We start from the raw sequence: 25,654 nt of genomic DNA on the forward strand, positions 1-25,654 counted from the left end.
GGCCGGCATCGGGAGCGACGGGTCCGCTCCCCCGGTATCCACGACACCGCCCCGGGCCCGCCCCGATCGCGTGACCGAGGAGTACCTCCGATGAAGACATCTCCGGTGTCCCAGCCCGCCCCGTTGATCTCGCTGACCTGGACGGACCACGTCACGGGCCGCCGGGGGCACCTCGTCGTCGACCGGCTGGTGCGAGGGGTGTCCAGTGGCGGGCTGCGCATGCGCGAGGGCTGCACGCTGGCCGAGGTGACCGGGCTGGCCCGTGGTATGACGATGAAGGAAGCGCTCCACTTCGACGCGGACCGGTCCGGGGCGCGCTACATACCGCTCGGCGGCGCAAAAGGCGGCATCGACTGCGACCCGCGCGACCCGGCGGCGTACGGCATCCTGGTGCGCTATCTGCGAGCGGTGCGTCCGTACGTGGAGAACGTCTGGACGACCGGCGAGGACCTCGGGCTCACCCAGGACCTCGTCGACCGGGCAGCGACGGAGGCCGGACTCGTCTCCACCGTCCAGGCGGTCTACCCGCTGCTCGACGACGAGACCGTGGCGCGCCGGCGGCTGGCCGACGCCTTCGCCGTCGAGGTGGACGGCATCGGCCTGGACGAGCTGGCCGGAGGCTGCGGGGTCGCCGAGTCCGCGCTCGCCGCACTGGACGGGGCCGGGGTCGCCTACGGGGACGCGCGGGTCGCGCTCCAGGGGCTCGGCACCATGGGCGGGGCGACCGCCCGGTTCCTGTCCCGGGCCGGCCTGCGGGTGGTCGCGGTCGCCGACGTCAAGGGCACGATCGCGAACCCGGCCGGTCTGGATGTCGAGGCGCTCCTCGGCGCCCGCGACGCCTACGGCACGGTGGACCGCGGCGTGCTGCGCGACACCGATCAGGAGCTGCCCGCCGACGCCTGGCTGGCGCAGGACGCGGACGTGCTCGTGCCCGCGGCCGTCTCCTACGCCGTCGACCTGACGAACCAGGCCCGGATCACAGCCCGCTGGGTGGTCGAGGCGGCCAACATGCCGGTCCTGCCCGAGGCGGAGGCCCTGCTCACCGCGCGCGGGATCACGGTGCTGCCCGATGTGGTCGTCAACTCCGGTACCAACGCCTGGTGGTGGTGGACCCTGTTCGGCGACATCGGGGCCGATGCGGACGAGGCCTTCGCGCACATCCGGCGCGCGATGCGCGACCTCATCGAACTCGTGCTGGCCCGCGCCGCGACGGACGGCTGCACCCCGCGCGCGGCGGCACACGCCGTCGTCGCCGACCGGCTGCCGGTGATGGCCCACCGCTTCGGCTGGTACCGCTGACCGCAGGTCTCGAGTCACCGGGGAGTGGGCACGGGGCCGGAACCGCCCCAAGCGACGAACAGGCAGGCCACGAGAGGGCAGGGCCCGTTCCCGCTCCGCCCCCGGTCTGTGCCCGGGGCGGCATTGGTTAGGCTGACGCCGTGGCAAGAGTGCGGTTAGGTGTGGCGGAGCGGCGCGAGGAACTGCTGCGCGCTGCCGTCGAGCAGATCGAGGTACGGGGTGTCGCGGCGGTACGGATCGCCGATGTGGCGTCCGTGCTCGGCGTGAGCAACGCCCTTGTGCTCTACCACTTTTCCACCAAGGAGAAGCTGGTGGCCGCCGCCTTCGCGCACGCCGCCGAAGCCGATCTGGCCCATCTGCGCAAGCTGCTGAGCCGGCGCACCACTGCCGTCCGTCGCCTGCGCGCCGCCGTGCGGTGGTACGCGCCGACGGGCCAGGCCAAGGGCTGGCGGCTGTGGATCGAGGGCTGGGCGGCCTCCCTCCGCGACCCGGCGCTGCGTAATGTCGCGGGCGATCTCGACCAGCAGTGGAAGGCCGAACTGGCCGAGGTCATCGAGGAGGGCGCGGCCGCGGGCGAGTTCCTCTGCGACGACCCGATGTCCGTCGCCTGGCGGCTGACCGCGCTGCTGGACGGTCTGGCGGTACAGATGACGTCGTACGCGGGTCCGCTGTCCCGGGCGACGATGCTGGAGTGGGCCGAGGAGGCGCTCGCCCGTGAACTGGGCATCGACCACGAGACCCTGACGGCTTGACTGCCCGCCGGGGCCGGCCGCCCGGTCCTCGTGATCCCGCCCCTTCGGCTTCCGTCCGCCGATTCCCGCCCCAGGACGCCTGTCAGGTCTGGCGTACCGGCGCGTAGGACTCGCCCTGGAGTCCGAAGGTCCACGCGACGCCCTCCTTCGCGGTCCTGGTGCGCGGCGGCACCCGGAGCCAGTACGTGCGATGCGTCCCGTCCGGCTCGGGAGTGGAGTTGACCACCTCCACCATGACCACGTCCTCGTCGCCGTCGAGCGCTATCCGCCAGAGAATGCCCGTCTCGTCCCGGTGGACCGGTTCGGCTCCGGACTCGGTGAGATAGCGGTCGTATCCGTAGAACTCCAGCATCACGCGGCGCAGTTCCGCGTTGTCCTCGGCACGGATGCGCTCGGGTGTCAGGGCGCCCAGCTCCGCGAGGAACGCGGCGGGTACCGGCATGCCGCGCCAGGCGTACAGGGCGAAGCCGTCGCGGTAGGCGAGCGCGGGGCCGTCACCGCTGTCCAGCCGGCCCGCCTCGTCCCGGCGCAGGGTCTGGGGGCGTTCGCTCATCACCACGGTGCGCTCGTAGGGCCACCACCAGCCCGCGTTCCTCGCGACGGCCGCGAGTCCGTCGAGCCTCTCGCCCCGGCCGTCGAACGCGGCGAGCCAGGCCGCGTCGTGCTGGCCCAGGACTGCGTCGAGCAGGACCAGCCGGACATCCGACTCGTCCTCGGGCTTCACGGCGAGATCCGCCACGACCCCCGCCCGTATGCGGTCGGCCAGCGCGGACGTGGTCTCCCAGAGCTGAGCGCCGGTGGCGGACCACAGCGCGGACCAGCCTGCCGGGCCCAGCTCGTCGTACATCCGGCGCCGTTCCTCCGCCCAGGGCCGGGTCCGTACGTCCTCACGGACCGAGCGCCCCGCGTCAGTCAGCTTCTCCACGGCCTCGACGGCGGCCCTGGGCGAATCCGCCCAGACGAACTCCGTCGGCTCGGCCAGACCCGCGCTGCGGTAGGCGAGCCGCGCCCCCTCCTCGGCCGCCGCCCGGTCCGCCGCACCGGTCGCCGCCGCCACGGCCCGCCATGAGTCCACGTACTGCATCGTCTTCCCCGTCCCCTGTTCCTGATTTCCTGATACGCGTGAGCTTCTGGGTGTTGCCGGATTGTCAGTCCGCGACGATGCGGACCGCGCCCGGTGCGTACTCACGCTGGCGCACCACCCTGAACCAGCCCTTCGGCAGCGAGATCACCGCGTGCTCCTCGTGCACCACGCGTCCGCCGTCGGGAAGGTGGAGCAGCATCGGGCCGAACACCCCGCCCTCCCGGATCAGCCGGCCCGGCCCCGGCACCGCGTGCGCATGTCCGGTGACCTCACCGAGCGCGAGGACCAGCCGGCCACGCCCGTCGCGCAGTTCGCCCGGCGCCTCCAGGAGGTTCGCGGGCACCGCGGACTCCTCCAGCGCCATGATCAGTACGTCGCCCTGCCGGTACACAGACGTCTCCCCTCCGCGTCGGCACCCGCTGTGCCGGCCACGTGGAAAACGCTACGGCGGGGGTCTGACAATCGGCCGCCGAGAGCTGCCGACGGAGCCCGGTCGTCCCGTTGTCAGTGGGACTTGATAGACCTTGCGGACATCAAACCGTCACTGTCATCAGGAGCTCAGGGCCATGTCCGATGTGGACCACCTGCACGAGTTGCTCGGCCTTCCGGCCGTCGATTTCCAGTCCGGGACGAAGGACGGCTCCCGGCCGGCCGCCGGCGCGGCGGCCTGGCGCGTCTTCGTCGAGCCGTACGAGGACGAGGACCGTACCTGGGAACAGGAGTTCGCCGCCTTCCTGGACGAGGTGGACCCGGCCGGTGTCCGCGCGCTGATCATCGGGCAGTGGGGCGAGTCGTACGAGGAGAAGTCGTCGTACCCGATCGGTCTCGTGATCGCCGCAGCCGAGCGGCTGACCTCGCTGGAAGCGGTGTTCGTCGGCGATCTGACGATGGAGGAGGCGGAGATCTCCTGGATCGAGCAGAGCGATGTCACCGCCCTGCTCGATGCCTTTCCCGCGCTGTTGGAACTCGGGGTGCGGGGTGGTTCCGAGCTCGCCTTCCCTGCCACGAAACACGAGCGGCTGCGTTCGCTCACCATCGAGACCGGCGGTCTGCCGGTGCAGGTGGTGCGCGGGGTGCTGGACAGCGAACTGCCCGCGCTGGAGCGGCTCGACCTGTGGCTGGGTGTCTCCGCCTACGGGGGCGACACGGACGTCGCGGATCTGGCCCCGCTGCTGTCGGGGACGCGTTTCCCGGCCCTGCACCATCTCGGTCTGCGCAACAGCGAGGTGGAGAACGAGATCGCGGCCGCCGTCGCGTCGGCCCCGATCGTGGCGCGGCTGCGCACCCTCGACCTGTCCTGCGGCACGCTCGGCGACGAGGGAGCGGCGGCGCTGCTGGAGGGGCAGCCGCTGACACATCTGGACGTCCTCGATCTGCACCACCACTTCCTCACCGAGCCGATGGAGCGCCGGGTGGCAGAGGCGCTGGAGCCGCACGGCGTGCGGGTGGATCTGTCGGACCGCTGCAAACCGTGGGGCGACCGCGGAGCCGCGGGCCGGTACGTCACGGTGTCGGAGTGAGTGCGCCATGACGGACGGAGCCCCGTTATGCCGCCGTCGGCGAAAGGCGCGCCGCGCCTGGCGGTAGTCGGCAATCCCGGCAGCCGGCGGGTCGGCCTCTTCCAGGACGCGGTGCACGCCGCCGGGCTGCCACCGGCCCGCGCGGTGTCCTGGCTCGATGTGCTGAAGGGTCAGGCGGACTTCCTGCCCGGGGAGACCGTGCGCATCGAATCGCCCGGTGAGGACGCCGAGGTCGAGCGGCTGCTGCGCGGGGTGGACGACCCGACCAGGGTGGAGGGCTCGGCCCTCTGGTACGCGCGGTTCACCTCCGCCGTACGGGACGTGGCGCGGGCCGCCACGACGGCGGGCGCGCTCCTGCTGGACGGCCCCGGCGACATCGCGGTGCTGTTCGACAAGCGCCTGTGCCACGGCGTCCTGGACGCCGCGGGTGTCCCCGTACCCGCTTCGCCGACATCGGGACGGGCCGCGCATCCTGTCCAGGGCTGGGCCGATGTGCGTGCGTTGATGGCGGACCACCGTATGCCGCGCGTGTTCGTGAAGCCCGCGCACGGGTCCTCCGCGTCCGGGGTGATGGCCGTGGAGACGGCCGGCCCCGGACGGATCAGGGCGACCACCTCGGTCGAGCGCGACCCGGCCGGTCGCCTCTACAACTCGCTCCGGGTACACCGCCTCACGACGGAACGGGAGGTGGCGGCGATCGTCGACGCACTCGCACCCGACGGTCTGCACATCGAACGCTGGCTGCCAAAGGCCTCGCAGCGGGGCCGGGCGTCGGATCTGCGGGTCGTGGTGGTCGACGGCCGCGCCACCCATGCGGTCGTCCGCACCAGCCGCTCCCCCATGACCAATCTGCACCTCGGCGGTGCGCGCGGCGATCTCGACGAGGTGCGGGCCGCCGTCGAGGCGGCGGGCGGCAGCTGGGCCGAGGCGCTGACCGTGTGCGAGAGGGCTGCCGCCGCCTTCCCGGACATGCTCTGCGTGGGCGTCGATCTGCTGCCCGCCACCGGCTGGCGGCGCTTCGCCGTCGGCGAGGTCAACGCCTTCGGTGATCTGCTGCCGCGGCTGACCGGTCTGCCGGGCAGCGGCGCCGAGGGCCTGGACACCTATGCGGCGCAGGTCGCCGCCGTACTGAACCGAGCAAGGAACCACCGTGTCGACGCAACCGCCTGAACCCCCCTCCGGCGTCACGGACGCCGCCGCCCCCGACATGAGCGCGGTCGTGGGCAGCCACGATCTGCTTCTCGTCACCCTGGACACCCTGCGGTACGACGTCGCGGTGGAGCTCGCCGCCGCCGGCCGCATCCCGAATCTGGCCCGGCATCTTCCGGGCGGGGTCTGGGAGAAGCGGCATGCCCCGGGGAGCTTCACCTACGCCTCGCACCAGGCGATCTTCGCCGGCTTCCTGCCCACACCGGCGTCCCCCGGTCCGCATCCCCGGCTGTTCGCCGCTCGGTTCGCCGGCAGTGAGACCACGGCGGAGCGCACCTTCGTCTTCGATACGCCCGACCTGGTCTCCGGACTCGCCGGGGCCGGGTACCGCACGGTGTGCATCGGCGGGGTGGGCTTCTTCAACCGGCAGGCACCGCTCGGCTCGGTGCTGCCCGGGCTGTTCCAGGAGGCGCACTGGGAACCCGGGTTCGGGGTGGCCTCGTCCACCTCGTTCGAGGAGCAGGTGACCCGCGCCGAGCAGGTCGTCGGTGAACTCCCTTCCGGTCAAAGGCTGTTCCTCTTCGTCAACGTGTCGGCGCTGCACCAGCCCAACTGGTTCCACCGGCCCGGGGCGACCCGCGACGCGGGTGACAGCCCCGCCACCCATGCCGCCGCGCTGGAGTACGTGGACGCCCACATCGGGCGCCTCTTCGCCGCCGTGAGCAGCCGCGGCCGCGCCTTCGCGATCGTCTGCTCCGACCACGGCACGGCGTACGGCGACGACGGCTACACCGGTCACCGGCTCGGTCACGAATCCGTCTGGACCGTTCCGTACGCGCACTTCTTCCTGGAACCGGGAGCCAACGCACGATGACCAGTCGGCACACCACTCGCCCGTACCAGAGCTACGTCTACGCCTATCCGCACAAGACGGCGTACGGCAGGCTCTCCGCACATCCCGGCGGACGGCCCGCGCTGAGCGATCTGTGGGCGGGTGAGAGCAAGGACGCGCTCTCGCTCTACCTCCACATACCCTTCTGCGAGGTCCGCTGCGGCTTCTGCAATCTCTTCACCCGGATCGGCGCGCCCGACGAGCTCACCACCCGCTACCTCGACGCGCTGGACCGGCAGGCGACCGCCGTACGGGACGCGCTGGGCGACGCGGAACCGGTGCGCTTCGCCGCCGCCGCGTTCGGCGGCGGAACGCCCACCTTCCTGACCGCCGCCGAGCTGGAGCGCCTGTGCGACATCGCGGAGAAGCGCATGGGCGCCGACCTGCGGTCCGTGCCGCTGTCCGTCGAGACGTCCCCGTCGACCGCGACGGCCGACCGGCTGGCCGTCCTCGCCGACCGGGGGACGACGAGGATCAGCATCGGTGTGCAGAGCTTCGTCGAGGCCGAGGCCCGTGCGGCGGTCCGCCCGCAGCGGCGCGCCGATGTCGAGGCGGCGCTGGGCCTGATCAGGGACAGCCGCATACCGGTCCTCAACATCGACCTGATCTACGGCATCGACGGCCAGACCGAGGAGAGCTGGCGCACCTCGCTGGACGCGGCGCTGCGGTGGCGGCCGGAGGAGCTGTACCTCTATCCGCTGTACGTCCGTCCGCTGACCGGCCTGGGCAGGCTCGGAGCCGCCGATGCGGCAACGGCGGACGCGGCCTGGGACGAGCAGCGGCTGCGCCTGTACCGGGCCGGCCGCGACCATCTCCTCGCCCGCGGCTACGAGCAGGTGTCCATGCGGATGTTCCGCCGTGCCGACGCCCCGCGGACCGACGGCCCCGACGACTACGCCTGCCAGACCGACGGCATGATCGGCCTGGGCTGCGGAGCCCGTTCGTACACGTCGCGGCTGCACTACTCCTTCGACTACGCGGTGGAGATGCGCGAGGTCCGAACGATCATCGACGGCTACACGGCCACCGAGGACTTCTCGCGTGCCGAGGTGGGCCGGTTCACCGACGCCGACGAGGCGCGCCGCCGCCATCTCCTGCAGTCCGTCCTGCAGGCCGAGGGGCTGCGCGTGTCCGAGTACCGCGAGCGGTTCGGTACGGATCCGGACGAGGACTTCCCCGGGGAGCTCGCCCGGTTCGACGCCCGGGGCTGGCTCGACCGGGACGCGTCGGCCACCGGCCTGCTGCGCCTGACGCCCGAAGGACTCGCCCACTCCGACGCTCTGGGCCCCGACCTCTTCTCCCCTGCCGTACGGGCCGCGATGGCCGCGTACGAGCTGAAGTGAGCCCCGCATGGACCTGACGATTCTCTACCGCGGTCCGCTCGCGTCGTGCGATTACGACTGTCCGTACTGTCCGTTCGCCAAGCGGCGCGACAGCCGGGAGCAGCTGCGGGCCGACCGGGCCGCTCTGGAGCGCTTCACGGCGTGGGCGGCGGCGCAGACGGGTGACCGGATCTCGGTGCTGTTCACGCCGTGGGGCGAGGGTCTGGTGCGCTCCTGGTACCGCCGGGCGCTGGTCGAGCTGGCCCGGCTGCCGCACATCCGCAGGGTGGCGATCCAGACGAACCTCAGCGGTCGTACGCAGTGGCTGGCCGCTGCGGGCGCCGCGGGCCGCGAGAAGATCGCGCTCTGGTGCACGTACCACCCGGGCCAGACACCGTACGAGCGGTTTCTCGGCCGGTGCGGGGAGCTGGCGTCCCTGGGGATCCGCCACAGTGTGGGGGTGGTCGGGCTCGACACCCATCTGGACGAGGCGCGGCGGCTGCGGGCCGCCCTTCCCGCGGAGGTCTACCTCTGGGTCAACGCCGCAGAGGGGCACACCTACACGGACGAGGAGGCGGACCGGTGGACGGCGATCGACCCGCTGTTCCCGTACAGCCGCCGTCCGCACCGTTCGGCAGGTCTGCCCTGCCGGACCGGTGAGTCGGTGATCTCGGTGGACGGGGACGGCACGGTGCGCCGGTGTCACTTCGTCCGCGCCGAGCTCGGCAATCTCTACGACGGCAGCTATCGCGCGGCGCTGGGGCCTCGGGCCTGCCCGCTCGCCGTCTGCGACTGCCACATCGGCTATGTGCACCTGGAGACGCTGCCGCTGTATGACGTCTTCGCCGGCGGGGTGCTGGAGCGCATACCGGCGCATCCGCCGTCCCCCGCCGCCGCGACAGGATCCCCGGGCGGCTGAGGACAGCGAGTGCGTCAGAGCGGCAGCAGGTCGGGGCGCTTGGCCTCGACGTGGTCTCCCGAGGACTCGCCGCGCAGCCGCCGCCCGATCCACGGGACCAGGTACTCGCGTGCCCAGTGGATGTCGTCGCGCCGTACTTCGAGCGTTCCGCGCTGTGCCTGCGGCGGCCATGCCTGGTCCGGGTCGGCGGGCACGTCGAGGCCGAGGACCTGCGCGGCGCGCAGCGCGACCCGGGTGTGGCCCTCTGCCGACAGATGCAGCCGGTCGTCGTCCCAGGCCCGCCGGTCCTGCACCGAGCGCAGGGACCAGAGGTCGAGCACCGGGCAGTCGTAGCGGTCGGCGATGGACCGCACATGGGCGGTGTAGGTGGCGATCTTGCCGCGCAGATGGCGCAGCACGGGAACGTTGCGGGTGTCGAAGCCGGTGGTGACCATGACGGTGCCGACCGACCTGGTCAGGTCGGCGACCGCGCGCTCGAATCGCTCGGCCACGTCGTCGGGGTCGGTGCCCGGCCGGATGATGTCGTTGCCGCCTGCGCAGAAGCTCACCAGATCGGGGGCGAGTTCCCTGGCGCGCGGCACCTGCTCCTCGACGATCTGGTCGAGGAGGCGTCCTCGTACGGCGAGATTGGCGTATCTGAAATTCCCGTGTGCGGATCCTGCGGTGTCCGCCACGTCGGTGTCCGGGAGCTGGTCCGCGAGGAGTACCGCGAACCGGTCGGCCCATCCGACGAAGGTTCCGTCCGGGCCGGGGTCACCGACGCCCTCGGTGAAGCTGTCGCCAATCGCCGCGTACGACCCGATGGCGCCCTGTCGGTTGATGACGCCCTGCTGGATGTTGTTCGAATCGTCTGCCACAAGGGCATATCCTGCACCGTCGAATGTGACCTACGCGACCGTAATATGGGGTTGACGGGTGGTGAGATAGACCACCCGGTCAGTTTTTGGTAAAGGGGGAATAAGTACACCCCCCAAGTGCTGCCTTCCGCAAAGCAGAAGGACGGTGCGCCGCCGCGCACCGTCCTTCTGCTTTGCCCAGGTCCGGGTCACCGGACCGGTGTGGCCCGGATCAGACGTTGATCCCGTGCGACGCCAGGTAGGCGATCGGGTCGATGTCCGAGCCGTACGCCGGACCGGTGCGGACCTCGAAGTGGAGGTGCGGGCCGGTGGCGTTGCCGGTGGAGCCGGACAGACCGACCTGCTGACCCGCGGTCACGGTCTGGCCCGCCGAGACGGAGAGCGAGGACATGTGGCCGTACTGCGAGTAGTGGCCGTCGGCGTGCTTGATGACGACCTCGTTGCCGTACGCGCCGCCCCAGCCGGCGGTGACGACGGTGCCGGAGGTGATCGCCTTCACGCTCGTGCCGGTGGAGACGGGGAAGTCGATGCCGGTGTGGCTGCCACTGGACCAGCTGGCGCCGGAGGCGCGGTAGGCGGTGGTGTGGTTGCCCGGGACCGGGTGGACGTAACCGGAGTCGTTGCTCTGGGCGGCCGGGGCCGAGGTCTCCTTGGACGACGAGTCGTCGGAGGAGGACGAGTCGGAGGCCGTGGAGGCCTTCGTCTCGGTCTTGGCCGGAACCTTGGGCGCGGCCTTCGACGGGGTGGTGGAGCCCGTGGAGGTGGTCGAGGCGTGGCCCCAGGCCTTGCCGCCGAGGGTCAGCTTCATGCCCGGGAAGATCAGGCTCGGGTCGTCGCCGACGACCTTGCGGTTGTCCTGGTACAGCTTCTCCCAGCCGCCCTTGAGCTTGTGCTCGGCAGCGATCTTCGACAGATAGTCGCCGGAGACCACGGAGTAGGACGTGGTGCCGGCCTGCTGCTTCGCGACCGGCTTGGCCGGGGTGGCGTGCGCGGCGGCCGACTGCGAGGCGGCGGGAGCGGTCTGCTCCGCGGCGTTGGCACCGGTGGCGCCGAGCAGCGGAAGCGCGATGACGGCTCCGCCGGCACTCGCGACGACGACGCCACGGGCGATGGTGCTGGACTTGGGACGGCGGTGCTTACCCGATATGGGCATGAAGGTTTTCCTCTCCGGCGCCTGCGAGGTGAGCTGTCGGGTTCGGACTGGAGATGTCCGGTCGCGACTGGCGCGACTTCACCCCGAGCCGGCCGGATTCCCGGTCGGCGGCTTACCTGGTTCCCCCGCTCCTGCCACGCGGTGAGTGGGTGCGAATTCCGGGCGGCGGCAGGATTAGGCGGTCCGTCCGGATTGACAGCGAACGTAAACGAGCCGGGACGGCGGAAACAAGCCACGGGTTCCATGGTTGATTCGTCTACGGAAAACCGGCGAAGAATTCCGGTCACACTCCGTGGATTATGGATCTTGGCTTTCCGCGCGGCGTCCGGAATACCCCAACGCCTCACCGCCACACACCGTCACGGATATGATCCCGCTCACGAGAGGTCGGCCATCTCCCGCGTAAGCGGGGCATGTTCGACTAAAAGCCCCAATACGGACATGTCGCGCTCGTTGCCCCACCGCGCCGGAACCTCGGCGGGGATCGACACCTTCGCGGCCCGGGGCCACAGACCCGTGACGTCGGCCCGAAGTGCGGGCCCGCCCAAGATGATTGTCCGAGGAATCAATGTCGTATCGTCACGAGAGTGGACACGCCGGCGACACGCGCCGGCGACAGAGCCTCCAGGAGTGACCGTGACGCAGCAGCTGCCGCAGACCCCGTCGACGGAGCCCGAGCTGGCGGGTGTCCGCAATTTCCGTGATGTGGGCGGGCTGCCCACCTCGGACGGCCGCCGGGTGCGGTACGGACGGCTCTACCGCAGTGGTCACCTGGCACACGCCACGGCCGAGGACGCCGCGTTCCTCGCCGGTCTCGGCCTGCACACCGTCTTCGACTTCCGCAACGCGGCCGACCAGAAGCTGGACGGCCTGGACGTGGAGCTGCCCGGCGTGCGCAACGTGTGCATCCCGCTCACCGACCCGGCGGACGGCACGGAGTTCTGGCGGATGGTGCGCGACGGCAACATGGACGAGCTGCGGTCGATCCTGGCCGACGGCAAGGGGTCCCAGCGCATGATCAATTCCTACCGGCAGATCATCCTGGAGCGCACAACCGAGCACAGCCGGGTACTGCACGCCCTGGCCGAGGACAGCGTGCCCGCCCTGATGCACTGCGCCGCCGGCAAGGACCGGGCGGGCCTCTCGATCGCGGTGTCCCTGCTCGCCGTCGGCGTCGAACGCGAGGCCATCGAGGCCGACTACCTCAAGTCCAACGACGCGCACCGCCGCTACAAGGTCAGCCGCAGTGACACCTCCCCCGCCGGAATGACGCCCGAGGTGATGGAGCTGCTCAATCCGCTCTTCGGCGCCCACTCCGACTACCTCGCCGCGGCCTTCGCCACCATCGACGAGACCTGGGGCAGCACCGACCGCTACCTCGCCGACGGTCTCAAGATCACCCCGGAGATCCGGGAGCGGCTGCGCGAGCGCCTGCTCGACGAGGCCTGACCGTACGGGCGGCGCCCGCCACTACCGATGGTGCACCGCCGCACCGGCCCGTGGTGCACCCTCACGGCTACTGGTTGTGCATTCCCACGGCTACTGGTTGTGCATCCCCACGGCGAACAGCAGATAGAGGAAGCCCGCGATGATGTGCCCGGCCACCAGGTAGGCGAAAAGCCTGATGACGAGCCCGCGGGGCATCTTCTTCTCCTGCGGGTCGTAGTTCTTGGGCCGGCCCGGGCCGAGCGGGTCGTAGTTCTCGGAATCGGACATGACAGGTCCTCTCTGGCGACCGGCGGGCCGGTGGCGGGGACGGGCTCTCAGCGACGGTGGATCCCGCTGCCGAGACACAGCTCGGCAGCGGGGCTCTGCAGCAGGGTGTGGACGAAGAGCAGCTCGGCACCGTCGCGGTCCAGGGCCGCGATCCGGTGCGGGGTGAGCGAGTCGAAGTGCGCGCTGTCACCGGGGGCGAGGTCGTGGACGGTCTCCCCGAGGGTCACCCTGAGATGCCCGGCCAGGACGTACAGCCACTCCTCGCCGGGATGGACGCGCACCAGGTCGCCCTGGGCGCCGTGCGGGACCAGGACGCGCAGCGCCTGCATCGCCCGGCCGGGGCCACCGGCCTGCTGGTACATCCAGCCGTCGGCCTCGGCGCCCTCGAACCTGCGGCCACGGACGATCGCGTCACGTTCCGGGGGGATCTCGCCGAGCAGCTCGGAGACCGTCGTACCGTAGATCCTGGCAAGTCCGAGCAGCATGGGCAGCGAGGGCTGGCGTCGGCCCGTTTCGAGCCGGGACAGGTGGGCGGGCGAGAGCCCGGCCCGCTGGGCGGCGGTCTCCAGGGTGAGACCACGGCTGCGGCGCAGTTCGCGCAGGCGTGGCGCGACCCCGGGCAGCTCGTCTGCCACCCCTCCTTCTGGAGGATTCATATGTCCATTGGGCCAGGACCTTTCCTCGGAGGCAAATTTCTTGCCTCCGAGGCAAAAGTCGCCCCGGCCAGGCGCCGGATACGCCGCGATCAGCGGTTGGCGACGGCCTGCTTCACCAGGGTCCGCCCGAAGTCCCACATCAGCCCGCCGCCACTGTGCGCGTCGTCCATCACGGCCGTGAACGCGCTCACAAAGCGGTCCACGTCCGCTTCGTCGATCACCAGGGGCGGAATCAGCTTGATCACTTCCAGGTGGTCGCCGGAGACCTGGGTCAGGATCCGGTGCTTCTGGAGCAGCGGCACAACCACCATCTGAGCGAAGAGCCCCTTGCGGGCCGCCTGCAGCATGGTCCAGCGGCTGCGCAGCTTCAGCGAGGACGGCCGGCCGAATTCGATGCCGATCATCAGCCCACGCCCGCGCACCTCGTGCAGCAGCTCGTACCGGCCGACCAGCGCGGCCAGCCGTTCGCGCAGCAGATCACCGGTGCGGCGCGCGTTCGCCACCGTCTCCTCGTTCTCCATCACCGCGAGGACCGCGAGTCCGGCCGCCATCGCCTGGGCGTTGGAGCCGAAGCTCGCGGAATGAACCAGGACCCGGTCCATCGAGGAGTAGACGCGTTTGAAGATCCAGTCCTTGCCGAGGGTGGCTCCGACGGGCACATAGCCGCCGGAGAGTGCCTTGGCGACACAGACCAGATCGGGTTCCACCCCTTCCTCGTGCTGGTACGCGTAGAAGTCCCCGGTCCGGCCCAGGCCTGTCTGCACCTCGTCCGCGATGAGCAGCGCCTTGTGCTTGTGCAGCAGCTCCTGCGCCTCCCGCAGGAATCCGGGCGGCGAGGCGTGCACGCCCTTGCCCTGGATCGGTTCGACGACGAGTCCGGCCACATCGCCGCGCTTGAGCTCACGGCGCAGGGCGTCGAGGTCGCCGAGCTCGATGGCGGTGTCGGGCAGCAACGGGGCGAAGCCGTCCCGGAAGCCCGCCTCGCCGTTGACCGAGAGGGAGCCGGTGGTGAGCCCGTGGAAGGCGTGCGTGCAGTACAGGATCCTCGGCTTCCCGGTGGCGTACCGGGCGAACTTGAGGGCCGTCTCGACCGCTTCCGTACCGCTGTTGCCGAAGAAGACGCGGTCCAGGTGCGGGCTGTGGGTGAGCAGCTTCTCGGCCAGCAGGCCCGGCAGCGGCTGGCAGTCGAACCGGGTCAGATCAGCCAGCGAGGCGTCCAGGACGTCATGCAGCGCCTTGCGTACGACGGGGTGGTGGCGGCCGAGCCCCATCACCCCGAAGCCGGCGAGCATGTCCAGGTAGTCGTTGCCCTCCGCATCCCAGAAGTGCGCGCCCTCGGCCCGTTCGTAGACCTTGTCGAAGCCGATGGTGTGCAGCATGCGCGGCAGCTGGTGGTTGAGGTACTTCGTGTGCAGCTCGTAGCGTTCGGCGCCGCGCTCCGCGAGGAGCTGCGCCAGATCGAAGCCCTTGGGTCCGTCGTCCTTCATGCCCCGCCCTCCTTGTCCCCGTTGCCCGGGGCGCCCGGCCCCGCGTCCGCGTCCCGGACGGCCAGCGTGGCGCTGATCCGGCCGGCGATCTCGACCGGTGTGAGCCCGATGTCGGCCAGCACCTCGGCCCGTTTCCCGTGGGCGAGGAACTGGTCGGGAATACCGAACGTCCGCAGCGGAACGTCGACTCCGGCGTCCCGCAGGGCCTGCCCGACCGCCGAACCGACGCCCCCGGCCCGGCTGTTGTCCTCGACGACGGCGACGAGCCGGTGCTTCGCGGCGAGCGGCGCCAGCTGCTCGTCGACCGGCTTGACCCAGCGGGGGTCGACCACGGTGCAGCGGATCCGGCCACCCGTCAGCAGATCGGCGGCCTGCAGGCAGACAGGGGCCATCACGCCGACCGCGACCAGGAGCACATCGGCGTCCTCCGCGCGGTGCAGGACGTCCATGCCGCCGATCCTGCCGATCGCTGGGACCGGTTCCCCCACCGATGCCTTCGGGAACCGGATCAGGGTCGGTGCGTCGTCCACGTCGAGGGCCTCGCGCAGTTCGGCCCGCAGCCGTTCGGCGTCGCGCGGTGCCGCGATCCGCAGACCCGGCACGACCTGGAGGACGGACAGGTCCCACATGCCGTTGTGGGAGGCCCCGTCGGGTCCGGTCACCCCGGCCCGGTCGAGGACGAACGTGACCCCGCACCTGTGCAGGGCGACGTCCATCAGCAGCTGGTCGAAGGCCCGGTTGAGGAAGGTGGCGTACACGGCGACGACCGGATGCAGTCCGCCGGTCGCCAGTCCGGCCGCGGAGACCGTGGCGTGCTGCTCGGCGATCCCGACGTCCCAGACCCGGCCGGGGAACGCCTCGGCGAACCTGGTCAGCCCGACGGGGTGCAGCATCGCCGCCGTGATCGCGACGACGTCCGGCCGCTCCGCGCCGATCTCGGCGATCTCGTCCCCGAACACGGAGGTCCAGGACGGTCCGGCCGCGGGAGCGAGCGGGGCGCAGGTCAGCGGGTCCATCGCGCCGACGGTGTGGAAGCGGTCGGCCTCGTCCTGGAGCGCGGGAAGGTAGCCGCGGCCCTTCTCGGTGAGGCAGTGCACGAGCACGGGGCCGTGGAAGCGTTTCGCGCGGTGGAGCGCGGACTCGACGGCGGCGGTGTCGTGTCCGTCGATCGGACCGATGTACTTCATCCCGAGGTCCTCGAACATGCCCTGCGGGGCGAAGGTGTCCTTGAACCCCTTCTTGGCCCCGTGCAGCGACTCGTACAGCGGCTGCCCGATGACGGGGGTCTGCTGGAGAACGCCCTTGCCCCAGGTGAGGAAGCGTTCGTAGCCGTCGGTGGTGCGCAGGGTCGCGAGGTGGTTGGCGAGGCCGCCGATGGTCGGCGCGTAGGAGCGCTCGTTGTCGTTGACGACGATGATCAGGGGGCGGTCCCTGGCGGCGGCGATGTTGTTGAGCGCCTCCCAGGCCATGCCGCCGGTGAGGGCTCCGTCACCGGTGACCGCGACGACATGACCGGTGCGGCCGATGACCTCGTTGGCCTTGGCGAGGCCGTCGGCCCAGCCGAGCACGGTGGAGGCGTGCGAGTTCTCGATGACGTCGTGTTCGGACTCGGCACGCGAGGGGTAGCCGGAGAGGCCGCCCTTGCCGCGCAGCTTGGAGAAGTCCTGCCGGCCGGTGAGGAGCTTGTGTACGTAGCTCTGATGGCCGGTGTCCCACAGGATCCGGTCCACGGGTGAGTCGAAGACCCGGTGCAGGGCGATGGAGAGCTCCACCACCCCGAGGTTGGGGCCCAGATGGCCACCGGTCCTGGCCACCGCCTGGACGAGGAACTTCCTGATGTCCTCGGCGAGTTCGCCGAGCTGCGGTTCGTTCAGTGCCTTGAGATCGCGCGGCCCCCGGATGGACTGCAGCAGCGTCATGCCCGGGCCCCCTCTCTGGTCCTGTGATCGGCTCACGGTGACGGCGGGGACCCCGGTGGGGTCCCCCCGTCGTCCATGCCCTCGGCGGACTTCCGCCCGCCGACCGCTGCCGGCCCGGCCTGGACGCACCACGAGGGGCGGCGCATCGCGGGCGGCCGGGCCGACAGCACGGGGAGACCCGGTACGACCGGCTCTCCGGCACTCGTCACGTCACCGGTTGCCGCCGATGGTCTCCCGTGCGGCACGCAGGGATTCCTTGAGCGACCCCATGGTGGCGAGTACGGCGGTGGGCTCGTAGCCGCAGTGCGCCATGCAGTTGGCGCAGCGCGGGTCCTTGCCGCGGCCGTACTTCTCCCAGTCGGTCTCCTCGATGAGCTCCCGGTACGTAGGCACGTACCCGTCGCTCATGAGGTAGCAGGGCCGCTGCCAGCCGAACAGGGAGTAGTTGGGGATGGCCCATGCCGTGCACGCGAAGTCCGCCTTGCCCTCCAGGAAGTCGAGGAAGAGCGGCGAGTGGTTGAGGCGCCACCGGGCCCGGTTGCCGCCCGCGAAGGACTTCTTGAACAGCTCACGGGTCTGCTCGACGCCCAGGAAGTGCTCCTGGTCGGGTGCCTTCTCGTAGGCGTAGGCGGGCGAGATCATCATCTCGTCGACCTTCAGGTCGTCATTGAGGAAGTTGAGGACCTCGATGATGGTCTGAGGTGTGTCGGTGTTGAAGAACGTGGAGTTGGTCGTGACCCGGAAGCCGCGCGCCTTGGCCTCCTTCATCGCCGCGACCGCCTCGTCGAACACCCCTTCCTTGGCGACCGACTCGTCGTGACGCTCGCGCAGACCGTCGATGTGGACGGCGAAAGCGAAGTAGGGCGAGGGGGTGAACTTCTCGAGCTTCTTGCGCATCAGCATCGCGTTGGTGCAGAGGAAGACGTACTTCTTCTTCGCCACCAGCTGCCGGACGATTTCGTCGATCTGCGGATGCATCAGCGGCTCGCCGCCCGCGATGGAAACCATCGGGGCGCCCGATTCGAGCACGGCGCCGACGGCCTGGGCCACCGGCATGCGCTGCTTGAGGACTCCGGCCGGGTGCTGGATCTTCCCGCAGCCCTCGCAGGCGAGGTTGCAGGCGAACAACGGCTCCAGCTCGACAATCAGCGGGAACTTTTCCCGCTTTCGGAGCTTCTGTTCAATGAGGTACGTCGCAACCTTGATGGACTGACGGAGCGGCATGGCCATCTAGCTCACCTCCTGGGGAGCAGCAAAGATCGGTGCCATTCATAGAAAGCCGGCAGGACGGCACGGAGAACGCGGAAAGCCGATATTCCACCGCGGACCGTGCCGATGCGGACGAGCTCATGCTCCGGAGCGTCCACGACCACCCGTACGGCCGCAACCGGGCGTGGCCCGGACCGCAGAGCGATGCGCAGCGTCGCGGCGGACTCCATGTCCACTGCGATCGCTCCGGTGGCCCGCAGCGCGGCCCGCTCATGTCCTCGGACGACATGATCGGAGCCGGTCAGCGGACCGGTGTGGACGGTGCGTCCGGGTACGGCCCTGGCGAGTGCGTCGGCGAGCAGTTCCGTGCCGGTGCAGGTGTCCGACTGCCCGGCTGTCCGGGTCTCGTCGGCCACCACCAGGTCACCGGGGTGCATGCCGGGTGCGAGTCCAGCACAGAACCCCGAGGCGATGACCGCGGCACCGAGCGCCCGGCTCTCGCCGAGCGCCTTGGCCACGGCCGTTTCGGCCGCCTTCGGCCCCATGCCCGTACGGAGTACGGTCACCGGGCCCGGGGCGGTGCCCGCCCTGGCCCTGCCGGTGCGCAGGGCCAGGTGCTCGATGCCCAGGGCGCAGGCGATGAGCAGCGGGGCGGCGGGGCCGGCCGGCCCCGGGACATCGCCCATCAGGCCCCCTCGCGGACCGCCGTGCGGCCCGCGAACGGGTCGCCGTGCACGTACCGTCCGAGTGCGGTCAGCGGGAAGACCTGCCGGTAGAGGTGATAGTTGATGGAGAAGTCCCAAGGGAAGCCGGTCCCGGTGAAGTACGGCTCGTCCCAGGAACCGTCCTCCTGCTGGGTCTGGGCCAGCCAGGCGATGCCGCGCGAGACGGCAGCGGTGTCCCGGCGCCCTGCGGCAAGCAGTGCGAGCAGCGCCCAGGCGGTCTGGGACGCGGTCGAGGCACCGTGGCCGATCCACTTCTCCTCGTTGTAGGAGCGCAGGTCCTCGCCCCATCCGCCGTCGTCGTTCTGGACGGATTCCAGCCAGCCGACCGCGCGGCGGATCGAGGGGTGTGCGGGGGCGATTCCGGCGGCGACCAGTGCGGGCACCACCGACCCCGTGCCGTAGACGTAGTTGACGCCCCAGCGGCCGAACCAGCCGCCGGCTGCGTCCTGTTCGGCGAGCAGCCACTCGATTCCCCGCCGGGTGGCGGGGTGCTGGGACTGCCCCTCGATGGCGAGCATCTCCACCACATGGCCGGTGACGTCTGCGGACGGCGGGTCGATGACCTCACCGAAGTCGCAGAACGGCAGCCGGTTGGGGAACGCGCTGGTGTTGTCGGCGTCGAAGGCTCCCCAAGCGCCGTTGCGGGACTGCATGCCGACGTTCCAGCGCACCCCTCGCTCGATGGCGGCCTCGATCCGCGCCTGGTCCGGGTGGCGGACCCGGCGCAGCGCGAGGACCACCTCCGCGGTGTCGTCGATATCGGGGTAGTTGTCGTTGTGGAACTCGAACGCCCATCCCCCCGGGGCCAGTTGAGGCCTGCGCACGGACCAGTCACCGGGGCGCGCGATCTCCTCGCCGAGCATCCAGTCCGCCGCCTTCACCAGCGCCGGGTGGTCGGCGCCGACCCCGGCATCGGCGAGCGCGATGGTGGCGAGGCAGGTGTCCCAGACCGGGGACTGACAGGCCTCGATCATGCGGGCGCCGTCCTCGCGCCAGACCGCGAACCGGTCGAGCGAGGCGAGTCCGGCCCGCATCACCGGGTGGTCGAGGTCGTAGCCGAGCAGATGCAGGGCGATGACGGAGTACACGGCGGGTGGCTGGATGCCGCCCCAGCAGCCGTCGTTCTCCTGGCGTTCGATGATCCAGCGGGCCGCCGCGTTCATGGCGACCTTGCGCAGTCTGCGCGGGGCGAACCGGTGGTAGAGGTGCAGTGCCTTGTCGAGGCGCTGGAAGACGCCGTCCCAGCTGGCGGCCGGGGCGCGGCGGCGGGGCGGGTTCGGCTCGCCGGGATCGGTGTGCAGCTCGTCCAGGGCGAAGGGCGCGGGCCGTACCGGCCGCTTCGCGGAGACGACGGTGAGGGGCACGATGGTCTGGCGGGCCCAGCAGCCGAAATCATAGATGTTGAGCGGGGCCCACTTGGGGAAGAACATCAGCTCGGGCGGGAGTTCCGGCAGGTCGTCCCATTTCCACCAGCCGAAGAGGGCCAGCCAGATCCGGGTGAACACGCGGCTCGCCGCGATCCCGCCCTGTTCCCTGACCCACCCGGCGGCGCGGGCCATGTGCGGTTCGTCCGGCCGGTCCCCGGCCAGCCGCAGTGCCACGTACGCCTCGATGGTGGCGGAAAGGTCCCCGGGACCGCCGTGGAAGGTGGCCCAGGTGCCGTCGCCGAGCTGTTCGCCCCGGATGAAGAGGCCGGCCGCCCGGACCGTGGCGGGATCCTGGATCCCGAGGAACTGCCGGAGCAGGAGGTCCTCGGCGTCCATGGTGACGTTGGTGGCGAGGTCGCCCTTCCACCAGCCCTGCTCGTCCTGCCTGCCGAGGAGGTGCTCCACCGAGCGTTCCGCGGCCCGCCGCGCGGCGGCGAGTACGTCGTCCGCGGCGATGGTTGATTCGGTTGTCGGAATACTGGCCGAGGCTGCGCTGGGGTCCACAGCCCCGGTGCTTCCGTCGGTCGTCGCTGTCATGGCTTCCCCTTCGTGCAGTTGGTCCTCTGCTGTGCTGGGGTCTCCGTCGGCCGGTGCCTGTTACGGGCACCGGCCGGCGACTGCGAGTCATATTGAGGGGATGGTCATCATCTCTTTCGTACGACGACGAAGTCCGCGAGCGCCGTGAGCTGCGCCCGCACGGTTTCGGGCATGTCCACACCATGCAGCGCCTCGATGGCGACCGCATGCTGACGACGGGCCTCCTGGGCGGTCCACTCACGGCCGCCCGCCTCCTCGATGAGTGCCGCACGGGCGGCGAACTCCTCTTCGGAGAAGCTGTCGAAGTCGCTGCTCTTCGCGTCGGCGGCGAGCAGCTCGCCCAGACGGTCCGAGGCCGGGCCGCCCGCGGCGAGCGCGGCGACGACCGGCAGGGACTTCTTGCGCTGGCGCAGATCGCTCCAGGTCTGCTTGCCGGTGGACTCCGGGTCGCCCCAGATCCCGAGCAGGTCGTCGACCGCCTGGAAGGCGAGACCGAGGTGGTAGCCGTACGCCTCCAGGACGTCGGCGGTCCGGTCGTCGGCGCCGCCGAGCACCGCGCCGATGGAGCAGGCGCAGGCGAGCAGGGCGCCCGTCTTGTTGCCCTCCATCTCCAGGCACTCCTCGACGGTGACCCGCTCGCGGTGCTCGTAGGAGATGTCCTGGGCCTGCCCGTCGATGAGCTTGCGGGTGGCCGAGGTCAGCCTTCGGGCCGCGCGGCCCGCCTCGACGGTGCCGAGCTCCAGCAGGATCTCGTTGGCCAGGGCGAACAGCGCGTCGCCGACCAGGATCGCCTGGGCGGGGCCGTGCACCTTCCACACCGTGTCGCGGTGGCGCCGCTGCTCGTCGCCGTCCATCAGGTCGTCGTGCAGCAGCGAGAAGTTGTGCACGAGTTCGACGGCCACGGCGCCGGGGATGCCGGCCTCGGCGGCGGCGCCGGCCGCCTCGGCCGACAGCAGGGCCAGCGCCGGGCGGACGGCCTTGCCGCCGTCACCGTCGGAAGGCCTGCCCTGGGCATCGATCCAGCCGAAGTGGTAGGCGGCCACGGTGTCCATGGGCGGTGCGAGCCGGTCAACGGCGGCCCGGAGCACCGGCGTGGAAAGGGCCCGTCCGCGCTCCAGAAGCGCGGTGACGTCCGTGGTGTGCGCCACGGTGTCGGAAGCCGGATTCGCCGGGGTCACTGACTCTCCTCTTGTTCCGGTGGTACTGCTCATGCCGCCTCCTGCAGCGGATGTTCTTGGGGGCGGCCGAGCGCCAGGAGTGCGGCGTCCGCGGCGCCGGCACCGCTACGGACGGCGCCCTCCATCGTGGCGGGCCAGCCGGTGGCCGTCCATGCGCCGGCCAGGAAGAGGCCGGGGGCACGGGTGCGCGTCCCCGGTCGCAGCCGGCCGACGCCGGGAGCGGGCGCGAAGGTCGCCGTACGCTCCCGGGTGACGAAGAAGTCTCTGATGCCGGCCCCGCGGGCGGCGGGCAGGAGCCGCTCCAGCTCGGGCAGGTAGCGCGCGCGGAGCGCGGCGACGGGCAGGTCGATCTCCTCGTCGGCGGCGGACTGGGAGACTGCGAGGTACTGGCCGGGGCCGGTGAGGCCGGAGGCCTCGGTCCGGTCGAAGACCCACTGGACCGGTGAGCCGAGAGCCGTGAAGAACGGCTGCCTGAGCACCTTGCGGTCGTAGACCACGTGCACGTTGAGGATCGGGGAGGTGCCGATCTCCAGCAGCCGGTCCGGTTCGTCGAGCGCACCCTCGGGCAGCAGCTCATGGGTCTCGCGCTGCGGTACGGCCAGCACGACGGTGTCCGCCTCGATCCGTTCGGCGCCGGTGTCGACCACCCACCGTCCGTCGTCGGTACGGGCGAGCGATCCGGCCTTCGTCCGCAGTTCGGTGCGGACGCCGGCGGAGTCCAGGGCTTTGCGGCCGAGCGTGTCGTGTACGTCCCCGAGCGGTACGGAGGCCCAGCCGATGTCGGCTGCGCCGGGCTCGGAGAGGAGTCCGGTCTTGAAGACCTTCGCGGCGAGGGCGAGCGAGGAGTTCGGTGCGGTGGCGTTGAGTGTGGCCACGCCGACCAGGTCCCAGAGGGCCTCGATGGTGCGGGGCGACTGGCCGTGCCGGGCGAGCCAGCTGCCGAAGTCGATGTCGTCGAGCGCGGGGTCGTCCGGGTCCAGCCGGCCGAGCGCCAGCGCGGCCCGCCCGACGCTCGCGCGCTCGACGAGCGAGAGGTGCGGGTACGCGGCGAGTCCGGCGGCGAGGTGGAACGGGACCGGGAGGCCGTTGCGGCGCAGCCGTCCGAGCCGGGGCCCGGATGGCCGCCCCACGTCGAGAACCGGCACGTCCAAACGGTTTTGCAACGGGGCCAGGCGTGCGCCGTCGATCCGGTCGAGGAACCCGCGGTAGGCGGTGCAGCAGCGCAGATAGACGTGCTGGCCGTTGTCAACCGTCAGCTCGCCGCGCCGGAAGGAGAAGGCGAGGCCGCCGAGCCGGGGCCGCCCTTCCAGCAGGGTCACGTCAAGCCCGGCGTCGGCCATGCGCAGGGCCGCGGTGATGCCGGCGAGTCCGCCGCCGACCACGACCGCGCGGGAGGAACGCAGCGCGCCGTCCGTCATACGTCCCCCTCTCGCCAGGTCTTCTCCGTCAGGGACGCATCCGGGTGGCAGGGGGTTGCCCGCCGTGCGCCGTGATCATCCATGATGCACATGGTGCGCGAGATGTCCGTGTGACGCATTCAGACACGCCCCCTGGTCGTGCGGCGCGAGATGTGGCGTGCGTCCAGACCCGACAGGCCGCGCACCGCCACATACGCCTTCTCGTGGCCCGGGAGCGAGACCCGGCCGCGCAGCACGGCCTCGGGGTCGCGCTCGATCCGGTCGAGGAGCCGGCGGTAGATGCCGGCCATGGCCGCCACACAGGCACCGCTGCGCCGGTCGAGCATCGGCAGCAGCCGGTAGCCCTCGGCGAACAGGGCGCGGGCGCGCCGGACCTCGAAGTGGACCAGCCCGGCAAAGTCGGAGCCGGGCGGCGGGGTGGCCCGGTGGAAGCCCGCGGAGCAGCCGAACTTGGCGAGGTCGTCGGCGGGCAGGTAGGTGCGCCCGTTGCCCGCGTCCTCGCGCACGTCGCGCAGGATGTTCGTCAGCTGGAGCGCGAGGCCGAGCGTGTCGGCGTACTCGGCCGCGCGCTCGGCGCCCGGGGCACCCGGTTCCGTACCGAAGACACCCAGGCTGAGGCGGCCGATGGCGCCCGCGACGCACCGGCAGTAGATCTTGAGGTCGTCCCACGTCTCGTAGGTCGCACCGCGCACGTCCATCAGCACGCCGTCGATCAGCTCGTCGAGCCCTTCGAGCGGCAGCGGGAACCGGCGGGCGGCGTCGGCGAGCGCGACGGCCACCGGGTCGGTGTCGTCCTCGTCGATCGCGCCGTCGCGGATCCGGTCCAGCACCGCACGGGTGCTCTCCAGGCGGACGCGCTTGGTCTCCGGCTCCAGTTCGCCGTCACCGATGTCGTCGACCCGTCGGGAGAAGGCGTACAGGGCCGACATGGCCTGCCGCTTCTCGACGGGCAGCAGCCTGATGCCGTACGCGAAGTTACGCGCCTGCTGTCCGGTGACCGCCTCGCAGTAACTGTATGCGGCCTGTACCGGTGCCGACATGTACGTCGTCTGTCCCTCCACGGTCCGGCTCACCCCTCTCTACGCGCTCTTCGCAAAACAACTCCCACTTCGCGCAGCAGGCTGGGCTTGGTGGGTTTGGGGGGTCCGGGCAGTACGTCGAACCCGGCGGCCGCGATCGCGGTGAGGGCGGCACGCCCCCCTCCCACGAATCCGGCGAGAAGCAGCTTGAGCCTGCCGTGGACGCTACCCACCAGAGGGGTGCCTTCATTCAGCAGATCCCCGGCACGTTCGGCTTCGTACGCAATCAGTGCCCGCACCGCCGCGCCCCCGGAGGGGGCCGCCAGGTCGGATTCGGTGACATGGAACCTGGCCATGTCGTCGGCCGGCAGATAGATCCGGTCACGGCCGAGGTCCTCGGTGACGTCCTGGAGATGCTCGACGATCTGCAGTGCGGTGCAGACGGCGTCGGAGCGGCGGACGCGCTCGGGACTCGCGGTTCCGGTGAGCTGGAGGACCAGGAGGCCGACGGGGTTGGCGGAGAGCTCGCAGTAGGCGAGGAGCTCCTCGTACGTCCCGTAGCGGCGGATCTTCTGGTCCTGCCGGTTGGCCTCGATGAGGCCGAGGAAGGGTTCGGGGGTGAGAGCGCGGCGCCGCACGGTGGGACGCAGCGCCACCAGGAGCGGGTGGTGCGGGCTCTCACCGGTGGTGGTGAAGATCCTGCGCAGGTCGGTTTCCAGCGCGTCCAGCATCGCGAGCCGGTCCTCGCCCTCGGCCGGGTCGAGCCCGAGGTGCCGGGCGTCGGCGCCGCCGGGCGCGAGGTCGCCGTCACCGATGTCGTCGACGAGCCGGGCGAAGCCGTAGACGGCCATCAAGTCGTCGCGCCAGGCGCGCGGCAGGAAGAAGGGGGCCACCGGAAAGTTCTCGTCGGCGGCCTTGTCAAGGGTTCCGGGTACGGCGGGATCATGTCGCGCCTGCCGGGTACGGGTCACTGCGTACCGCCCTGCGCGGGGACGGCGTGAGCACCTCGGAGCTGGAGATCTTCCGTCATAGCCGTCACATCTCCCGTTCTACACTGCTGACCCAAAACAACCCATTCCGGACACGCCGCCCGCTCTCCCGAGTGCGGAGGACGACTACGGGCCGTCCACCCAGGCGGTATCGCCCCACTTGATACGAATCAGCACCGGTACAGCTTACGTTGTACAACGCTCATCCATACGCGGGGGTGCGGGGTGCGCAACACCTGCGAGCTGTGCGCTGTCAACTTTCCCCTCGCGCAAGGAAATTGACGTCATCCGGCGGGAGGAGATCTTGCCGGGCGCCGTACGACGAGCCGTGGAGGCCCGGGACGGGTGCCCCATCCGGAAGCAGCGCAGCGGCCTCCGCCGGAATGCTCCGGCGGAGGCCGCTGCGTTACGCGACTGCGGCGACGCC

Annotated in this window: 23 protein-coding genes and 1 riboswitch; of the genes, 8 read left to right on the top strand and 15 right to left on the bottom strand. The window is 70.9% G+C overall.

The annotated features are described in order from the left end of the window. The first annotated feature begins 90 nt into the window (after positions 1–90). A complete protein-coding gene (locus OG912_RS00680; protein ID WP_327707658.1) occupies positions 91–1,299 on the top strand; it encodes a glutamate dehydrogenase in 1,209 nt (402 codons plus the stop codon). Between the two features lie 161 nt (positions 1,300–1,460). Next, positions 1,461–2,051, top strand: a complete 591-nt coding sequence (locus tag OG912_RS00685; protein WP_327713308.1) for a TetR/AcrR family transcriptional regulator — start codon at positions 1,461–1,463, stop codon at positions 2,049–2,051. A gap of 82 nt (positions 2,052–2,133) precedes the next feature. Here the strand turns inward: OG912_RS00685 and OG912_RS00690 are convergent, their stop codons facing one another. Both OG912_RS00690 and OG912_RS00695 read right to left on the bottom strand, forming a co-directional pair. After that, positions 2,134–3,135 carry a DUF6745 domain-containing protein gene (locus OG912_RS00690; RefSeq protein ID WP_327707659.1) on the bottom strand — a complete coding sequence of 334 codons (1,002 nt, stop codon included), beginning with the start codon at positions 3,133–3,135 and terminating at the stop codon, positions 2,134–2,136. A 64-nt stretch (positions 3,136–3,199) separates the two neighbouring features. Further along, positions 3,200–3,526, bottom strand: coding sequence for a hypothetical protein (locus OG912_RS00695; RefSeq protein ID WP_136330525.1), 327 nt, complete (start codon positions 3,524–3,526; stop codon positions 3,200–3,202). 175 nt (positions 3,527–3,701) lie between these two features. Here OG912_RS00695 and OG912_RS00700 point away from each other — a divergent pair, with 175 nt between their 5' ends. The 5 genes from OG912_RS00700 to OG912_RS00720 are packed head-to-tail and all read left to right on the top strand — an operon-like array spanning position 3,702 to position 8,937. Beyond that, positions 3,702–4,655, top strand: a complete 954-nt coding sequence (locus OG912_RS00700) for an STM4015 family protein (protein WP_327707660.1) — start codon at positions 3,702–3,704, stop codon at positions 4,653–4,655. 27 nt (positions 4,656–4,682) lie between these two features. Further along, positions 4,683–5,825 carry an STM4014 family protein gene (locus OG912_RS00705; protein WP_327707661.1) on the top strand — a complete coding sequence of 381 codons (1,143 nt, stop codon included), beginning with the start codon at positions 4,683–4,685 and terminating at the stop codon, positions 5,823–5,825. Positions 5,826–5,862: 37 nt separating this feature from the next. Then, a complete protein-coding gene (locus OG912_RS00710; protein ID WP_327713309.1) occupies positions 5,863–6,678 on the top strand; it encodes an STM4013/SEN3800 family hydrolase in 816 nt (271 codons plus the stop codon). Further along, positions 6,675–8,039 (top strand): STM4012 family radical SAM protein, encoded by a 1,365-nt coding sequence (locus OG912_RS00715; protein WP_327707662.1) that lies wholly within the window; start codon positions 6,675–6,677, stop codon positions 8,037–8,039. The genes OG912_RS00710 and OG912_RS00715 overlap by 4 nt, the downstream gene beginning before the upstream one ends. A 7-nt stretch (positions 8,040–8,046) precedes the next feature. Beyond that, complete coding sequence (locus OG912_RS00720) at positions 8,047–8,937, top strand: STM4011 family radical SAM protein (RefSeq protein WP_327707663.1); 891 nt, start codon at positions 8,047–8,049, stop codon at positions 8,935–8,937. Between the two features lie 14 nt (positions 8,938–8,951). Here OG912_RS00720 and OG912_RS00725 read toward each other — a convergent pair whose 3' ends face one another. Together OG912_RS00725 and OG912_RS00730 are read right to left on the bottom strand one after the other, a co-directional pair. Further along, positions 8,952–9,794 (bottom strand): SGNH/GDSL hydrolase family protein, encoded by an 843-nt coding sequence (locus OG912_RS00725; RefSeq protein ID WP_326740265.1) that lies wholly within the window; start codon positions 9,792–9,794, stop codon positions 8,952–8,954. A 211-nt stretch (positions 9,795–10,005) separates the two neighbouring features. Beyond that, complete coding sequence (locus OG912_RS00730; RefSeq protein ID WP_327707664.1) at positions 10,006–10,947, bottom strand: M23 family metallopeptidase; 942 nt, start codon at positions 10,945–10,947, stop codon at positions 10,006–10,008. A 3-nt stretch (positions 10,948–10,950) separates the two neighbouring features. Beyond that, positions 10,951–11,109: riboswitch (cyclic di-AMP (ydaO/yuaA leader) on the bottom strand. 474 nt (positions 11,110–11,583) lie between these two features. Between OG912_RS00730 and OG912_RS00735 the strand changes: the two genes are divergently transcribed. Continuing rightward, positions 11,584–12,396: a tyrosine-protein phosphatase gene (locus OG912_RS00735; protein WP_327707665.1), complete on the top strand. Its 813-nt coding sequence runs from the start codon at positions 11,584–11,586 to the stop codon at positions 12,394–12,396. Positions 12,397–12,486: 90 nt separating this feature from the next. Here OG912_RS00735 and OG912_RS00740 read toward each other — a convergent pair whose 3' ends face one another. The 11 genes from OG912_RS00740 to hpnC form a co-directional block, all read right to left on the bottom strand. Then, complete coding sequence (locus OG912_RS00740; protein WP_326740262.1) at positions 12,487–12,663, bottom strand: DUF6126 family protein; 177 nt, start codon at positions 12,661–12,663, stop codon at positions 12,487–12,489. A gap of 47 nt (positions 12,664–12,710) precedes the next feature. After that, positions 12,711–13,319, bottom strand: a complete 609-nt coding sequence (locus OG912_RS00745; RefSeq protein ID WP_327707666.1) for a helix-turn-helix domain-containing protein — start codon at positions 13,317–13,319, stop codon at positions 12,711–12,713. An 89-nt stretch (positions 13,320–13,408) separates the two neighbouring features. Continuing rightward, positions 13,409–14,806, bottom strand: a complete 1,398-nt coding sequence (locus OG912_RS00750) for an aspartate aminotransferase family protein (RefSeq protein WP_326740260.1) — start codon at positions 14,804–14,806, stop codon at positions 13,409–13,411. Next, entirely contained in the window at positions 14,803–16,725 is a 1,923-nt protein-coding gene (gene dxs / locus OG912_RS00755; RefSeq protein ID WP_327707667.1) for a 1-deoxy-D-xylulose-5-phosphate synthase, read from the bottom strand. The genes OG912_RS00750 and dxs overlap by 4 nt, the downstream gene beginning before the upstream one ends. Positions 16,726–16,935: 210 nt before the next feature. Continuing rightward, the gene (gene hpnH, locus OG912_RS00760) at positions 16,936–17,955 is read right to left on the bottom strand and encodes an adenosyl-hopene transferase HpnH (protein WP_327707668.1); all 1,020 of its coding nucleotides are present in this window, start codon (positions 17,953–17,955) and stop codon (positions 16,936–16,938) included. 5 nt (positions 17,956–17,960) lie between these two features. Beyond that, on the bottom strand, positions 17,961–18,620 hold the full coding sequence (locus OG912_RS00765; RefSeq protein WP_327707669.1) for a phosphorylase family protein: 660 nt from the start codon (positions 18,618–18,620) through the stop codon (positions 17,961–17,963). Then, complete coding sequence (gene shc / locus OG912_RS00770) at positions 18,620–20,623, bottom strand: squalene--hopene cyclase (RefSeq protein WP_327707670.1); 2,004 nt, start codon at positions 20,621–20,623, stop codon at positions 18,620–18,622. The genes OG912_RS00765 and shc overlap by 1 nt, the downstream gene beginning before the upstream one ends. Before the next feature lie 107 nt (positions 20,624–20,730). Then, complete coding sequence (locus tag OG912_RS00775; protein ID WP_326740255.1) at positions 20,731–21,834, bottom strand: polyprenyl synthetase family protein; 1,104 nt, start codon at positions 21,832–21,834, stop codon at positions 20,731–20,733. After that, positions 21,831–23,219 (bottom strand): hydroxysqualene dehydroxylase HpnE, encoded by a 1,389-nt coding sequence (gene hpnE / locus OG912_RS00780; protein WP_327707671.1) that lies wholly within the window; start codon positions 23,217–23,219, stop codon positions 21,831–21,833. The genes OG912_RS00775 and hpnE overlap by 4 nt, the downstream gene beginning before the upstream one ends. A gap of 119 nt (positions 23,220–23,338) precedes the next feature. After that, positions 23,339–24,259, bottom strand: a complete 921-nt coding sequence (gene hpnD, locus OG912_RS00785; RefSeq protein WP_326740253.1) for a presqualene diphosphate synthase HpnD — start codon at positions 24,257–24,259, stop codon at positions 23,339–23,341. Between the two features lie 29 nt (positions 24,260–24,288). Next, positions 24,289–25,209: a squalene synthase HpnC gene (gene hpnC, locus OG912_RS00790; protein WP_327707672.1), complete on the bottom strand. Its 921-nt coding sequence runs from the start codon at positions 25,207–25,209 to the stop codon at positions 24,289–24,291. Positions 25,210–25,654 lie beyond the last annotated feature (445 nt).

Origin of the sequence: Streptomyces sp. NBC_00464 (genome assembly GCF_036013915.1) — a bacterium.
Lineage (GTDB): Bacteria > Actinomycetota > Actinomycetes > Streptomycetales > Streptomycetaceae > Streptomyces.